We start from the raw sequence: 14,560 nt of genomic DNA on the forward strand, positions 1-14,560 counted from the left end.
GTAGCCCGCGGAGCGGGCGTATCGAGATCCACGCACTGGGGGACGGTGGGTCTCGATACGCCCCTTTGGGGCTACTCGACCAGCATGAGCCCACGGCGCTGCAGCCGTCTCCTCATCGCCGAGACACGGAGCCGCGCCGCGCGTTGGCGTGGGCGGCGGGGGCGGCGGAGCCGGGGTGCGAGGATGGGCGGGTGTCTGAACGAAGCCGTCCGTCCATCTTCTGGCTCCTCGCGGCGTTGGTGATCCCGACGCTCACCGCCTCCGTGGACCTCCGGGTCCGCGACATCGACAAGATCCCGGGCAAGGGCGCGTTCGTGTTCGCGCCGAACCACTACAGCGAGATCGACCCGTTCATCACGGGCTGGGTGCTGTGGCGCGCCGGTCGCGCGCCGCGCTTCCTGGCGAAGGCGTCGCTGTTCAAGATCCCTGTGGCCGGAGCGATCCTGCGCGCCTCGGGGCAGATCCCGGTCGAGCGGGCCGGTTCCGTGCGCGGCAGCGAGCCGCTGAAGGCGGCGAAGGAGCTCGTCGACCGGGGCGGCTCCGTCCTGATCTACCCGGAGGGCACCCTGACCCGCGACCCGGAGCTCTGGCCGATGCGCGGCAAGACCGGCGCGGTGCGGATGGCACTGCAGTACGGGCTACCCGTCGTGCCCGTCGCGCACTGGGGCACCCAGCAGGTCATGGGCCGCTACTCGAAGAAGATCACCCTCTTCCGCCGCAAGCGCGTCGACGTCCTGGTCGGCGATCCCGTCGACCTGTCGGCGTTCCGCGGGCGCAGCCTCGACTCCGCGACCCTCAACGAGGCGTCGACCGTCGTGATGGCCGCGATCACCCGCCTGCTCGAGGAGCTCCGCGGCGAGACGGCACCGGAGAAGCGCTGGAACCCGGCCGAGCACAATCAGAAGGGCACGGGACGCTTTGAGCAGGGGCAGTAGGGCCGAGAAGGCGCCGATCCCCGTGCCGCGCCGCGTCGCCGTCCTCGGCGCCGGCAGCTGGGGGACCACCTTCGCCAAGATCCTCGCCGACGGCGGCTCCGATGTCGTGATGTGGGCGCGGCGGGCCGAGCTCGCCCGCGAGATCACCGAGGCCAAGCGCAACAGCGACTACCTCCCCGGCATCAACCTGCCGCGCAACATCCGGGCGACCCCGCGGATCGAGGAGGCGCTCGAGGGCGCCGACCACGTCTACCTCTCCATCCCGTCGCAGACCCTGCGCGGGAATCTCGAGGCGATCACGCCGTTCCTCACCGAGCGGACCGTCCTCGTCAGCCTGATGAAGGGTGTCGAGAAGGGCACCGGCCAGCGGATGAGCGAGGTGATCTCGCAGGTGCTGCCGATCGATCCGAGCCGGATCGCGGTCGCCTCCGGGCCGAACCTCGCGCTCGAGATCGCGAAGGAGCAGCCGACCGCGGCGGTCATCGCCTCGGAGAGCCTCGTCACCGCGCAGGAGGTCGCGCTCGCCGCGACCAACCGCTACTTCCGCTCCTACGTCAACACCGACGTGATCGGGACCGAGTTCGGCGGCGTGCTGAAGAACCTGATCGCCGTCGCGATCGGCATCGTCGACGGCGTCGGCTACGGCGAGAACACCAAGGCGTCGATCATCACCCGCGGCCTCGCCGAGATGACCGACTTCGCCGTCGCGTACGGCGGGCGGCCCGAGACGATGTCCGGGCTGGCCGGCCTCGGCGACCTGATCGCGACGTCGAGCTCGTCGCTCTCCCGCAACAACACGGCCGGGCGCCTGCTCGGCCAGGGCTACAGCTTCGGCGATGTCGTGAAGTCGATGCAGCAGACGGCGGAGGGGCTCTCCTCTGTCGCGCCGATCCTCGAGCTCGCCCGGGCCCGCGGAGTCGACATGCCCATCGTCGAGCAGGTGTCGCAGGTGCTCGCCGGTACGCTCGATCCGAAGGACATCGCGCCGCACCTGACCACGGATTCGGACGAGCCCCAGGGTGAGAGGAACCTCGATGACCAGCAAGCTCGCAGTGGCCGTTCTGTTCGGGGGGCGTTCAAGCGAGCACTCGATCAGCTGCGCAACGGCGGCGGGGGTGCTGCGGGCGATCGATCGTGACCGCTTCGACGTGATCCCCGTCGGGATCACCGCCGACGGCGCGTTCGTGCTCGAGGAGGACCGGCCGGAGAAGTTCGCGCTCGACGCGAGCGCCCTGCCGCGCGTCGAGGACAACGGGACGCGCGTGCGCTGGCCGGAGTCGGCGCTCTCCCGCGAGCTGACCGTCACCGCGGCCGACGGCTCCGTCCGCTCCCTCGGCGACGTCGACGTCGTCCTGCCGATCCTGCACGGCCCGTGGGGCGAGGACGGCACCGTCCAGGGGATGCTCGAGCTGGTCGGGCTGCCCTACGTCGGGTCGGGCGTGCTCGCCTCGGCGCTCGGGATGGACAAGCACTTCACCAAGACCGTCTTCCGCGCCGCGGGCATCGCGGTCGCCCCCTGGTACACCGTGACCGAGGCGGAATGGCGCGAGGACCCGAGCGACGCGGCGTCGGCCCTCGACGAGCTCGGCCTGCCCGCCTTCGTCAAGCCGGCTCGTGCCGGGTCGAGCGTCGGCGTGAGCCGGGTCGACGAGCGCTCGCAGCTCGACGCCGCCCTCGAGGAGGCGTTCACGCACGACTCGCGGGTGCTGATCGAGTCCGCGATCGTCGGCCGGGAGGTCGAGATCGGCGTGCTCGGCGCGCGCCGCGGGGAGTCCCCGCGGGCGTCCGTGGCCGGCGAGGTCGTCGTCAGCGGCGGCGGCTTCTACGACTTCGAGGCGAAGTACCTCGGCATGAAGGGCGTCGAGCTGGTCTGCCCGGCCGAGCTCACCGAGGACGAGCTCGCCGAGATGCGGGCCCTCGCGGTCAGCGCCTTCACCGCGATCGGGGCCGAGGGCCTCGCTCGGGTCGACTTCTTCCTCACGGCCGACGGCTTCGTCATCAACGAGATCAACACGATGCCCGGCTTCACGCCGATCTCGATGTTCCCGCGGATGTGGGGCGCGAGCGGCGTCGACTACCCCGACCTGATCAGCGAGCTGCTCGACCTGGCGCTCGAGCGCGTCCCGGCCGCGGTCCGATGACCGCGGCGGGCCTCGGGCTCCGGCTCGAGCCGGGCCCGCGGGCGCCGTTCGAGCAGATCCGCGAGGGGATCACCGCGCAGGTCGCCGCGGGGTCGCTCCTGGTCGGCACGCGGCTGCCTGCGGTGCGGACCCTCGCCGAGGAGCTGGGCGTCGCTCCGGGGACCGTCGCGCGGGCGTACAAGGAGCTCGAGGCCGCGGGGATCGTGGAGACGCGGGGACGCGCCGGGACGGTCGTGTCCGGCGGCGTCGACTCGGTCGAGCACGAGCTGCAGCTGGCGGCCGGCGCGTACGCCGCGCGGGCCCGGGCGCTCGGAGCGACGCCGGAGCGGGCGCTCGAGGTCGCGGCCGCGGCACTCGGCACGTCGGGCTGACGACGGCTCAGCCCGCGGGCGTGCTCGGCGGGTCGAGGGTGTCTGTGTCGGAGACGTTCGTGCAGGCGCGCTCCTGCGGCAGGTAGGAGACGGCGTTCGCGAGGTCGACGACGGCCGAGGTTCCGGAGGCGCGGCTCTGGTCGACGGTGATCTCGACCGCCGGATCGCGGCCGTAGGTGGTCAGCGTATAGACGTCGTCGGCGGCCTGCGACTCGTCGATGATCCAGTCGACGCCGCTGACCGAGACGCAGAGCTCGGTGGTGGGGCCGGGGGGAGTGACACCGCAGTGCAGGATGACGGCGGCGGGGGTGCCCCAGGCCGCCGTGCCCTGCGCGTTCGTCTCGCGCTCGGGCAGCTCGGCGACGACGTCGGGCAGGCGCACCGAGACCTCGGCGCAGCCCTCGTTCGTCGCGTCGTCGGCCGGCTGCAGCGCCACGGCGGCCGAGCAGCCGCTCAGGAGCAGGACGGCGGCGGCGACGACCAGGGGGGTGCGGAGGAGGCGGGAGGACATCGACGGCAACGCTAGCGTGTGAACCATGGCACCGGATCCGAGCCCCACCCTGGCCGAGCTCAGCGAGGGCGAGGTGCTCGCGCGGATCCTGCCGAGGCTCGGCGGCGGTGCCGAGACGCTGGTCGGGCCGGGCGACGACTCCGCCGTGCTGCGGGCGCCGGACGGCCGCTTCGTGGTCACCACCGACATGATGGTGCACGGCCCGGACTTCCGGCTCGCCTGGTCCTCGCCCTTCGATCTCGGCTGGAAGGCCGCCGCCTCCAACCTCTCCGACGTCGCCGCGATGGGCGCCCGCCCGACCGCGCTGGTGGTCGCCATCGCGGCACCGCAGCGGCTCGGGGTCGACGTGCTCGAGGGGATCGCGGACGGTCTCGCCGAGGGCTGCGCGGCGATGGCTCCCGGCTGCGGCGTGGTCGGCGGCGACCTGTCCGCGTCCTCGACGCTGACCCTGGCGATCACGGCCTTCGGCTCGCTCGACGGCCGGCCGCCGGTGCTGAGGAGCGGCGCGCGCCCGGGTGACGTGATCGCGACCGCCGGGCCTCTCGGCGTCTCCGGGCTCGGCCTCCGGCTGCTCTTCGAGCGTGCCCGGACGGCCGGCGAGCCCGACGCGGCCCTCGCCCGCGCGCTGCGGGCGGAGCATCCCGAGGTGCTCGACGCGCAGCTGCGGCCGACGCCGCCGATCGCGGCCGGCATCGCGGCGGGCGGCGTCGCCACGGCGATGATGGACGTCTCCGACGGCGTCGTCCTCGACGCGCGGCGGCTGGCCCGGGCGAGCGGGGTCGTGCTCGATCTCGATCCTGACGCCGTCGACGCCCACGCCGCCCCGCTGACCGCCGTGGAGGGGATCGACGCGGCACTGGCCCGCGCGCTCGTGCTCGGCGGCGGCGAGGACCACGCGATGCTCGCCTGCTTCCCGCCCGGCACGGCGCTGCCGCGGGGGTTCACCGCGCTGGGCACGGTGCGCGAGGGCGCGCCGGAAGTTCGGCTCGGCGGAGTCTCGCTGGACGAGCGCGGCGGCTGGGACCCCTACCTGGGCTGGGACGGCGCCGCGGGCTGATCCGCGGCGGCGGGCGGCTCGGCTACTGGCTCGCCGCCGGCGACGCCCACCAGATCGTCGTCTCGCCGTAGTCCTTCCGCCGGTCGCGCTCGAGCCCGGCGGGCCAGCGCGGCTCCGGGCTGCGCGAGCTCCGCTCGACGACGACGACGGAGTGCTCGGCGAGCAGCGGGAGGAGACCGGCGAGGTCGGCGGCCAGCTCGTCTTCGGGGAGGTCGTAGGGCGGGTCGAGGAAGACCGTGTCGGCGTTGACGGCGGGGGAGCCGTCGAGGAACGAGCGCACGGAGGCGATCACGACCTCGATCCGCGGCTTCGGGCGCTTGTTCGAGGCCGCCGCCGTCGCGATCGCGCGGGCGTTCTCGCCGGCGGTCTTCGCGGCCTTCGGGTCGCGCTCCACCAGCAGCACGGACGCGGCGCCGCGGCTGGCCGATTCGAGGCCGAGCGCACCGGAGCCCGCGTAGAGGTCGATGACCGTCGCGCCGTCGAGGGCGTCGCGCGCCTCGAGCGCCGAGAAGATCGCCTCGCGCACCCGGTCGCTCGTGGGTCGCGTGCCGGCGCGGGGGACCCGCAGGGTGAGCGATCCGGCGAAGCCGGCGATGATCCTGGTCACCGTTCCGAGCATAGGACTCGCGCCGAGGGCTGGGAGCCCCCCGGAAGCCTGAGCCGTTTTCCGGTTCGCACTGCGAGAATCACCAGTTATGACGTCCCTCGATGAGACCCGCTCCGCAGTCGGCACGGCATCGGACCGCGGTGCGGCTCCCGGGTCGGCGATGACCCGCGAGGAGTTCAGCGCCCACTGCGCCGCGATCCTGAAGAACCTGTGCAGCGTGATCGACGGCAAGGACGCCGAGGTCTCGATGGCCCTGACCGTGTTCCTGGCGGGCGGCCACCTGCTGATGGAGGACGTCCCCGGCACCGGCAAGACCGTGCTGGCGAAGTCGCTGGCGGCCTCCGTCGGCGGCACCGTCTCGCGGATCCAGTTCACCCCGGACCTCCTGCCCTCCGACGTCACCGGCGTCTCGGTCTTCAACCAGGCCACCCGCGACTTCGAGTTCAAGCCCGGCCCGGTGTTCGCGAACGTGGTGATCGGCGACGAGATCAACCGCGCCTCGCCCAAGACCCAGTCGGCGCTGCTGGAGTGCATGGAGGAGCGCCAGGTCTCGGTCGACGGCGTGACGCACATCCTGCCGCGGCCGTTCGCCGTGGTGGCGACGCAGAACCCCGTCGAGATGGAGGGCACCTACAGCCTCCCCGAGGCGCAGCGCGACCGCTTCATGGCGCGGCTCTCGCTGGGCTACCCCGACGAGCGCGCCGAGCTCGAGATGATCCGCACCCGCGACGCCGCGAGCCCGCTGGAGGAGCTGCGCCAGGTCGTCGGCCACGATCAGCTCGCCCGGATGATGGACTACGTCCAGTCGATCTACGTCGCCCCGCCGGTGCAGGAGTACGTGGTGGCGATCATGCAGGCGACCCGCATCGACCCTGAGCTGCGCCTCGGCGGCAGCCCGCGTGCGACCCTGCAGCTGATCGCCGCGGCGAAGGCGCTCGCCGCGATCAACGACCGCGACTTCGTCGTCCCGGATGACATCGACGTGCTCGCGGTGCCGGTGCTCGGCCACCGGCTCCTGCCCGCCACCCGGCTCCCCGGCCGCTCCGGCACCGGCGCCTCGCACTCCGTCACCGAGATCGTCCAGCGCATCGTCGCCGCCACCCCCGTCCCGTTCAGCGGCCGTGCCGACTGAGCCGCGCGGTCCCCGGTCCGGCGCGCCCCTATCTCGCGAGTCCGAGCGGCGCGTCGGCGCGCTCCCGGCCGTCCGCGGGGTCGCGCTCACCCTGCGCGGCGGGGTGCTGGTCGTCCTCGGCGTGCTCGGGATCGTCGTCGCGCCGATCATCGAGTTCCGCGAGCTGCTCTTCGTCGGGATCGTCCTCCTCGGCCTGCCCGTCGCCGCCGTCCTCGCGCTGCTCGCCGTGACGCCCGTGCTGCAGGTGCAGCGGCGCTTCGCCCCGCAGGTCGTCGCGGTCGGCGACGTGGTCGACGTCGACGTCGTCCTCGACAACCGCGGCGCGGCGCTGCGGGCCGGTGCCCGGGCGGAGGACCGGCTCGAGCGGGTCGAGCGCGGTCTCGTCTCCGGGCGCACCGTCGCCCGCGGCGCGTTCACCCTGCCGGCGGTCGCACAGCGGGGGAGCGGCTCGAGCCGGGTCCGCGCGCGCTACCGCCTCCCCGCGGGGCGGCGCGGCATCCACCGCATCGGCCCGCTGCGGCTCCTCCGCGGCGACCTCTTCGGCCTGGCGGTCCGCGAGACGATCGCGGGCGCGGCGCAGCCCTTCGTGGTCACTCCGCGGGCCGTCCCGCTGCAGAGCGACGTGCTCGACGCCCACGGCGCCGGCGGCTCCAGCCCGGTCGCCCACGCGACCGCCGGGGCCGGGACCGACGACGTGATCCCGCGCGACTACCGCCCCGGCGACGCCATGCGCCGCGTGCACTGGCGGGCCAGCGCCCGCTCGGGCGAGCTCAAGGTCCGCCAGGACGAGCAGAACACCGACCCGCACGCCTGGATCCTGCTGGAGACGCGCGCCGCCCGCATCCTCGATGAGCGCGGCGGCGACGAGCGCCTCGAGTGGGCGGTCTCGATGACCGCCTCGCTCGCGGTGCACCTGCTCGAGCGCGGCTTCGAGACGCACCTGATCGAGACCGGCGCGCCCGACCAGGCCGTCCGCTCCGAGGACGAGCGCGAGGCCGCGCACGACGTGCTGCTGCGCTTGGCCGAGCTCGCCCCCGCCGCCGAGTCGGTCGAGGCGGTCGGCCGCATCGCGGCCGAGATGCGCGACGCCGGCGGCAGCCGCCCGGTCTTCGCCGTCCTCTCCCGGCTGCACGAGGAGGACCTCGCCGCGCTCGCCTCCCTCGCCGCCCACGCCCGCCCGGCCGTCGCCTTCCTCGTCGGCGGCACGCCCGAGGAGGAGGCCGCGCTGGCCTCCCTCGGCTGGTACCCCGTCCCGGTCACCCCGCGCACCGCCGTCGAGGAGGCGTGGGCGCAGGCCCTCGCGCTCCGGGTGGTCGCGTGAGCCGCCGCGGGCGCGACGCCCGCTCGGGCTCGGTCCTGCTCTCCGTCCTGCTCTGGCTCTCGCTCGTCACCGCGTCCTCCGGCATCGGCCGCCTGCTCGAGGGGATCGGCTGGCTCGTCCAGCTGGCCGTCGCGGTCGGCGTCGTCCTCGCTGTCCCGGCCGCCGCGCGCGCCGTCCGCGCTCACCCGGTCGTCCCGCCGATCCTCGGCACCCTGGCCGCCGTCGGCGTGCTCACCGCGATGTTCGTGCCCGGGCGGGCGCTGCTCTTCCTCGTCCCGACGCCGGGAGCGATCGCCGACGCGCAGACACTCGCCCAGGCCGGCTTCACCTCGATCGCCGAGCAGGGCCTGCCGGCGGTCGCCGACAACGGCATCGCCTTCCTCCTCGTCGGCGGTGTCGTCGTGCTGGCCTGGGCCGCCGACCTCTTCGCCTTCTCGGTGCGGCTGCCCGCGCTCGCCGGTCTCTTCCCCGCCACCCTGCTGGCGGTGCCGGCCATCATCGACCCGGCCGACGTCTCCTGGCCGAGCCTGCTGCTCACGGCGCTGGTCTATCTCGGGATCCTCGCGGTCAGCGCCCGTCCCGAGCGCCGCGCACCGCGCGGGGGCTCGCTCGGCGCCGCCGTGCCGTCGATCGCGATGGCCGGCGTCGTCGTGATCGCCGCCGGGCTCGTCGCCGGCTCCGCGGGCGGCTTCACCCGCGTCTCCACGCCGTCCGGGGTCTCGGGCACGCTCTTCAACGGCTCCATCGACCCGGTCGTCGCCCTCGGCGCCGATCTCCGCCGCCCCAACCCGGTGACCGTGCTGCGCTACTCGACCGATTCCGACCTCCCGGTCTACCTCCGGGTGCTCACCGTCTCGGACTTCGAGGGCGAGGACTGGGCGCCGAGCGACACCGAGGAGACCGCGGACATCGCCGCTCCCATCGCTCCCGCCGGTCTCGGCGAGGCCGTTCCGCGCGAGACCGAGGAGGTCGACGTCTCGGTCGAGACCCTCCGCAGCCGCTGGCTGCCGGTGCCCTACCCGGTCTCCGAGCTCAGCGGGGTCGGCGACGGCTGGCTGCAGGACGTGCAGGACGGCTCGATCCGCGGCGACGCGACCACCCGCGCGGGCGACGAGTACCAGGTGCAGGCGCTGCGCCTCGAGCCCGATCCCCAGCAGCTCCTCGACGCTCCGGTGCCCACCGGCTTCGAGCGCTACCTCTCGCTTCCGGAGGACGTGCCGGAGATCGTCCGCAGCACGGCGACGGAGGTCACCGCGGACGAGGTCACCGCCTACGACCGGGCCCGCGCGCTGCAGACCTTCTTCCGCTCGTCCGAGTTCCGCTACTCCGAGGACACTCCCGCCGAGGAGGGCTACGACGGCGACGGCGTCGGCGTGCTCGCCTCCTTCCTCGAGGTCCGCGAGGGCTACTGCGTGCACTTCGCCTCGGCGATGGCCGTGATGGCGCGGGAGCTCGGCATCCCCTCCCGGCTCGCCATCGGCTACCAGCCCGGCTCGGTCGTGCCCTCGCCGGGCACCGAGCTGACCAGCTACCGCGTGCAGTCGTCCGACCTGCACGCCTGGCCGGAGCTGTACTTCGAGGGCGTCGGCTGGCTGCCGTTCGAGCCGACGCCGAGCCGCGGGGCCCCGGCCTCGTACACGCTGCCGAGCGCGACGACCTCCGCCTCGTCGACGACCCCCGGGGCCGCAGCGAGTGCCGCGCCCGGCGCGGCGCCCGGCGAGACCGCGACGCCGACTCCCACCGCGTCGACCGCGACGGCGACGCCCGGGGCCCTCGGCGGCTCCACGGCGTCCACCGCCCCGGTCGTCACGCTCTGGTCGCTGCTGGTCCTGCTGCTGCTCGTGCCCTGGCTCCTGCGCGTCGTCCAGCGCGCCGTCCGCCGGCGCCGGGCGGCCGACGGCTCTCTCGAGCCGGCCTGGGCCGAGCTGGTGGCGAGCGCGCGCGACCTCGGTGTCCCGGTCGAGGACGGCGAGTCGCCGCGAGCCCAGGAGGCTCTGATCGCCGATGCCCTCGGCGAGGACGAGGGCGCCCGCTCGGCGCTGCGGGAGCTCCGGCAGGGGGTCGAGCGCGTCCGCTACGCGCCGGTGCTCGCGGAGCAGTCCGCAGGCTGGCGCGCGGCGACGACGGTGGTCGCCGGACTGCGCTCCTCCGTCGGCCCCGGCCGCCGCCTGAGCGCGGCCGTCGCGCCGCGATCGGTCCTCCCGGGCCTCGCGCGGGCCCGGCGTCCGAGGTCCGACCTATGATCGTCGGGTGATCCCGGACCCCCTCGACGCCTCGCTCGCGCCGCTGATCGGCCCGCGCACGGCCAAGCCGATCGAGAAGGCGTTCGGCTACCGCACGGTCGGCGAGCTCCTCGGCCACTACCCGCGCCGCTACGCCAAGCGCGGCGAGCTGACCGACGTGTCGCGGCTGCCGGTGGGCGAGAACGTGACGATCGTCGCCGAGGTCCGCGAGGTGCGCTCCCGCGAGATGAAGAACCGTCGCGGGGGACTGCTCGAGGTGATCATCTCGGACGGCACCGGCACCCTCTCGCTGACGTTCTTCGGCCAGCCCTGGCGCGCCGCGCAGCTGCGCCGGGGCGTGCGCGGCATCTTCGCCGGGACCGTGTCGATGTTCCGCGAGACGAAGCAGCTCACCCACCCCGACTACCGGCTCTTCGACGACGAGGAGGTCACGGCGCACGGCCCGATCGCGAAGTCGGCGCTCACGAAGGACTGGACCGAGCGGCCGATCCCGATCTACCCCGCGACCAGCACGATCGCGAGCTGGCAGCTGCAGGCGGCGATCGACGTGGTGCTCGACGACCTGAAGTACGTGCAGGACCCGATCCCCGCCGAGGTGCGCGCGAACCGCAAGCTGCTCGACCTCGGCGCCGCGCTCGAGCTGATCCACCGGCCGCAGCGCGAGGGCGAGGAGATCCCGGCGCGCGACACCCTGCGCTTCCATGAGGCGTTCCTGCTGCAGCTGGCCCTGCTCGAGCGGCGGGCGGCGGCGCGCTCGACCCCGGGCACTCGGCGGGTCGCCGAACCCGGCGGTCTGCTCGAGCGCTTCGACGCCGCGCTGCCGTTCACGCTGACCGACGACCAGAGGACGGTCGGCCGGGAGATCGCCGGCGACCTCGCGGCCGAGTCGCCGATGTCGCGGCTCGTGCAGGGCGAGGTCGGCTCGGGCAAGACCCTGGTCGCGCTGCGGGCCATGCTCGCGACGGCCGAGAGCGGCGGGCAGTCCGCGCTGCTCGCACCCACCGAGGTCCTCGCCGGTCAGCACCTGCGCTCAATCGTGCGCACCCTCGGGCCCGAGCTGGCGGCGGAGCTCTCGCCGACCCTCCTGACCGGCGGCCTCGGCGCCGCGGCCCGGCGCGCTGCCCTGCTGCGGATCGTCTCGGGAACCGCGAGGATCGTGGTCGGCACGCACGCCCTGCTCGGCGACAAGGTCTCGTTCTACGACCTCGGTCTGGTGGTGATCGACGAGCAGCACCGGTTCGGCGTCGACCAGCGCGACGCGCTGCGGCGGAAGGGGGCGCAGCCGCCGCACGTGCTCGTGCTGACCGCGACGCCCATCCCGCGGACGGTCGCGATGACCGTCTTCGGCGACCTGGACGTCTCGACGATCCGCGAGCTGCCGGCCGGCCGCCCGGGCATCACGAGCCACGTCGTGCCGCTGGCCGATCACCCCGCCTGGATCGCCCGGGCCTGGGAGCGGGCCGAGGAGGAGATCCGCAAGGGCCACCAGGTCTACCTCGTCTGCCCGGCGATCGAGCCGGGGGAGGCGGCGGAGGGTCCGCTCGCCGGCGAGGACGAGCCCGCGGCCACCCCGCTGTCGACGGTGTCGGAGACGATCGAGGGCGTCCGCGGGCACGCCCTGCTCGGGAAGCGGCGCTCGGCCGCCCTGCACGGCCGGATGACGGCGGAGGAGAAGGACGCCGTCATGCGGGCCTTCGCGGCCGGCGAGATCGACGTCCTCGTCTCGACGACGGTCATCGAGGTCGGCGTCGACGTGCCGAACGCGTCGATGATGATCGTCCTGGACGCGGAGCGGTTCGGCGTCTCGCAGCTGCACCAGCTGCGCGGCCGGATCGGGCGCGGCGGGGTGCCCGGCGTCTGCCTCTTCGTCACCGCGGCCGAAGCCGGGACGACCGCGCGCGAGCGGGTCGAGACCGTCGCGGCGACCCTCGACGGCTTCGAGCTGGCCGAGGCCGACCTCGAGCTGCGCCGCGAGGGCGATGTGCTGGGCGATTCGCAGTCCGGCGGGCGCTCCTCCCTGCGCCTGCTGCGCGTCGTGCAGGACTCCTGGCTCATCCTCGAGGCCCGGGTGCTGGCCGAGCGGCTGCTCGAGACCGATCCGGTGCTCGCCACGCACGACCGCCTGCGCGCCGCGCTCGAGCGGCGCGTGCAGGAGCGCGACCGCGAGTTCCTCGGCAAGAGCTGACCCCCGACGGGGTGGTCGGGGCCCGGCCGGCCCGCCGGGGCGCCCGATACGCTGGGGGCATGGCCCGCATCGCCGTCGTCCCCGGCTCGTTCGACCCCGTCACCCTCGGGCATCTCGACGTCATCGAGCGCGCCGCGCGCCTCGTCGACGAGCTGCACGTCGTCGTCGTGCACAACCCCTCCAAGACCGCGCTGCTGCCGATCGCGCAGCGCGTGGCGCTGATCGAGCAGTCGATCGCCGAGGCCGGCATCGAGGGGTCGATCGTCGTCGCCTCCTGGAGCATGGGCCTGCTCGTCGACTACTGCACCGACGTCGGCGCGAGCATCCTGGTGAAGGGCATCCGCTCGCAGGTCGACGTGGCCTACGAGACGCCGATGGCCATCGTGAACCGGAATCTCGCGCACGTCGAGACCGTCTTCCTCCTGCCGGACCCCGCGCACGCCCACGTCTCCTCCTCGCTGGTGCGCCAGGTGTCGGGACTGGGCGGCGACGTCTCGCCCTACGTGCCGCCGGCCGTCGCGGCGTACCTCGCCTCCTGACCGCCCGCTCGCACGGTCCGGGCTCGGGCCGCAAGCGCCCCGGGGGCGTGCGCTCCGCGTCTCCGGCGCCTGGGACAATGGCGGGATGAGTGCGATGCGCGTGGCGGCCTGGGTCCTCGAGGGCATCCCCGAGGTGGTCCCGGGGGACGACCTGCTCGAGCTGATCCTCGCGGCGGTCGCGGCCGCTCCCGAAACCGACCGTCCCGTCGACGGCGACGTCCTCGTGGTGACCAGCAAGGTGGTCTCGAAGGCCGAGGGCCGGGTCGTCGCGGCCGACGACCGCGAGGACGCCATCACCGCCGAGACGGTCCGCGTCGTCGCCACCCGCGCGCACGCGCACGGCGTCACCCGGATCGTGGAGAACCGCCTCGGCATCGTCCAGGCCGCTGCGGGGGTCGACTCCAGCAACGTCGCCGAGGGCACCGTCCTGCTGCTGCCCGAGGATCCGGACGCCTCGGCCCGCGCGCTCTGCGCCGGTCTGCGCGAGCGGCTCGGTGCGCGCGTCGGCGTCGTCGTGAGCGACACGCTCGGCCGTGCCTGGCGGGTCGGCCAGACCGACGCGGCGATCGGCGCGGCCGGGCTGCTGGTGATCGACGACCTGCGCGGCGCCGTCGACGCGCTCGGCAGGACGCTCGCGGTGACCATGCCCGCGGTCGCCGACGAGATCGCCGCGCTCGGCGACCTGGTGAAGGGCAAGGCGACCGGGCACCCCGTCGCCGTCGTCCGCGGCCTCGACCGCTTCGTCAGCGGCCTCGATGCGCCGGGCGCCCGCACGCTGACCCGCACCGGTCCGGACGACATGTTCCGCGTCGGCGCCGACGAGGCGCACGCGGAGGGCTACGCCGAGGGCCATGCGGCCGGGCTCGCGGCAGCGGCCGGGCGGGTCGCGTCATGAGCGGCGCCTGGACCGCCGTCGTCGTCTACCGGGGCCGCGGCACCTCCAAGACCCGCCTCGAGCTCGTGGCGCGCTCCGCCCTCGCCGAGGCGTTCCTCCTCGACACCCTGGCCGCGGTCGGCGCGGCGGAGTCTGTGGGCGCCGTCGTCCTCGTCACCTCCGACATGTCCGCGGCGGAGCGGGCCGCGCTCGAGCACCCCGGACTGCACGTCGTCGGCGATCCCGGGCAGCTCAATCCCGCCGTCGCTGCGGGCATCGCGGCGGCGCAGGACCACCGCCCCGGCTCGCCGGTGATCGCGCTGACCGCCGACCTGCCCGCGCTCACCGCCGCGGATCTCGACGCCGCGCTCGCCGCCGCCGGCGACGACCCGGCGATGGTCGGCGACCGCGCCGGCAGCGGCACGACCGCGCTGCTCCTGCCCGGCGGGACCGGCCCGGAGCCGGCCTTCGGTCTCGACTCGCGGGAGAAGCACGTCGCTGCCGGCTACCGCGTGCTCGGCCTGCCCGAGTCCTCGACGCTGCGGCTGGACGTCGACACCGTCGACGACCTGCGCCACGCCGAGTCGGTCGGGGTCGGCGCGTGGACCGCGCGAGAGCTCTCCGACGCGGCCTGAGCGCCCGGG

General features: G+C 74.5%; 14 protein-coding genes. 12 read left to right on the forward strand and 2 right to left on the reverse strand.

Annotation, left to right across the window (positions count from 1 at the left end; all coding sequences use genetic code 11):
* Window positions 1-191: 191 nt before the first annotated feature.
* Genes MT355_RS07055 through MT355_RS07070 form a run of 4 tightly spaced genes read left to right on the forward strand, consistent with a single transcriptional unit; the run spans window position 192 to window position 3,447 of the window.
* Window positions 192-935 (forward strand): 1-acyl-sn-glycerol-3-phosphate acyltransferase, encoded by a 744-nt coding sequence (locus tag MT355_RS07055; RefSeq protein WP_243599006.1) that lies wholly within the window; start codon window positions 192-194, stop codon window positions 933-935.
* Window positions 936-957: 22 nt separating this feature from the next.
* A complete protein-coding gene (locus MT355_RS07060) occupies window positions 958-2,073 on the forward strand; it encodes an NAD(P)H-dependent glycerol-3-phosphate dehydrogenase (RefSeq protein WP_173286025.1) in 1,116 nt (371 codons plus the stop codon).
* On the forward strand, window positions 1,970-3,076 hold the full coding sequence (locus MT355_RS07065) for a D-alanine--D-alanine ligase family protein (RefSeq protein WP_243599007.1): 1,107 nt from the start codon (window positions 1,970-1,972) through the stop codon (window positions 3,074-3,076). Before MT355_RS07060 ends, MT355_RS07065 begins: the two co-directional genes overlap by 104 nt.
* Complete coding sequence (locus tag MT355_RS07070; protein ID WP_243599008.1) at window positions 3,073-3,447, forward strand: GntR family transcriptional regulator; 375 nt, start codon at window positions 3,073-3,075, stop codon at window positions 3,445-3,447. The genes MT355_RS07065 and MT355_RS07070 overlap by 4 nt, the downstream gene beginning before the upstream one ends.
* A 7-nt stretch (window positions 3,448-3,454) precedes the next feature.
* Here the strand turns inward: MT355_RS07070 and MT355_RS07075 are convergent, their stop codons facing one another.
* The gene (locus MT355_RS07075) at window positions 3,455-3,958 is read right to left on the reverse strand and encodes a DUF3515 domain-containing protein (RefSeq protein WP_243599009.1); all 504 of its coding nucleotides are present in this window, start codon (window positions 3,956-3,958) and stop codon (window positions 3,455-3,457) included.
* A 25-nt stretch (window positions 3,959-3,983) separates the two neighbouring features.
* On the opposite strand from MT355_RS07075, the gene thiL reads away from it, so the two are divergent.
* On the forward strand, window positions 3,984-5,015 hold the full coding sequence (gene thiL / locus MT355_RS07080) for a thiamine-phosphate kinase (protein ID WP_243599010.1): 1,032 nt from the start codon (window positions 3,984-3,986) through the stop codon (window positions 5,013-5,015).
* Between the two features lie 22 nt (window positions 5,016-5,037).
* On the opposite strand, the gene MT355_RS07085 is transcribed toward thiL, so the two are convergent.
* The gene (locus MT355_RS07085) at window positions 5,038-5,622 is read right to left on the reverse strand and encodes an RsmD family RNA methyltransferase (RefSeq protein WP_243599011.1); all 585 of its coding nucleotides are present in this window, start codon (window positions 5,620-5,622) and stop codon (window positions 5,038-5,040) included.
* A gap of 160 nt (window positions 5,623-5,782) precedes the next feature.
* Here MT355_RS07085 and MT355_RS07090 point away from each other — a divergent pair, with 160 nt between their 5' ends.
* From MT355_RS07090 to cofC, 7 genes are all read left to right on the forward strand, one after another.
* Entirely contained in the window at window positions 5,783-6,754 is a 972-nt protein-coding gene (locus MT355_RS07090) for a MoxR family ATPase (RefSeq protein WP_208110582.1), read from the forward strand.
* Window positions 6,744-8,075, forward strand: coding sequence for a DUF58 domain-containing protein (locus tag MT355_RS21565; RefSeq protein WP_243599012.1), 1,332 nt, complete (start codon window positions 6,744-6,746; stop codon window positions 8,073-8,075). Before MT355_RS07090 ends, MT355_RS21565 begins: the two co-directional genes overlap by 11 nt.
* Window positions 8,072-10,318: a DUF3488 and transglutaminase-like domain-containing protein gene (locus tag MT355_RS07100; RefSeq protein ID WP_243599013.1), complete on the forward strand. Its 2,247-nt coding sequence runs from the start codon at window positions 8,072-8,074 to the stop codon at window positions 10,316-10,318. Before MT355_RS21565 ends, MT355_RS07100 begins: the two co-directional genes overlap by 4 nt.
* 7 nt (window positions 10,319-10,325) lie before the next feature.
* Window positions 10,326-12,503, forward strand: coding sequence for an ATP-dependent DNA helicase RecG (locus MT355_RS07105; RefSeq protein ID WP_243599014.1), 2,178 nt, complete (start codon window positions 10,326-10,328; stop codon window positions 12,501-12,503).
* Window positions 12,504-12,562: 59 nt separating this feature from the next.
* Window positions 12,563-13,042, forward strand: a complete 480-nt coding sequence (gene coaD / locus MT355_RS07110) for a pantetheine-phosphate adenylyltransferase (RefSeq protein ID WP_123445577.1) — start codon at window positions 12,563-12,565, stop codon at window positions 13,040-13,042.
* A 94-nt stretch (window positions 13,043-13,136) separates the two neighbouring features.
* Window positions 13,137-13,937, forward strand: coding sequence for a coenzyme F420-0:L-glutamate ligase (gene cofE / locus MT355_RS07115; protein WP_123735415.1), 801 nt, complete (start codon window positions 13,137-13,139; stop codon window positions 13,935-13,937).
* Window positions 13,934-14,551, forward strand: a complete 618-nt coding sequence (cofC, locus tag MT355_RS07120; protein ID WP_243599015.1) for a 2-phospho-L-lactate guanylyltransferase — start codon at window positions 13,934-13,936, stop codon at window positions 14,549-14,551. The genes cofE and cofC overlap by 4 nt, the downstream gene beginning before the upstream one ends.
* Window positions 14,552-14,560: the final 9 nt, after the last annotated feature.

The sequence above is a fragment of the Rathayibacter sp. VKM Ac-2929 genome (genome assembly GCF_022815495.1).
GTDB lineage: Bacteria > Actinomycetota > Actinomycetes > Actinomycetales > Microbacteriaceae > Rathayibacter > Rathayibacter festucae.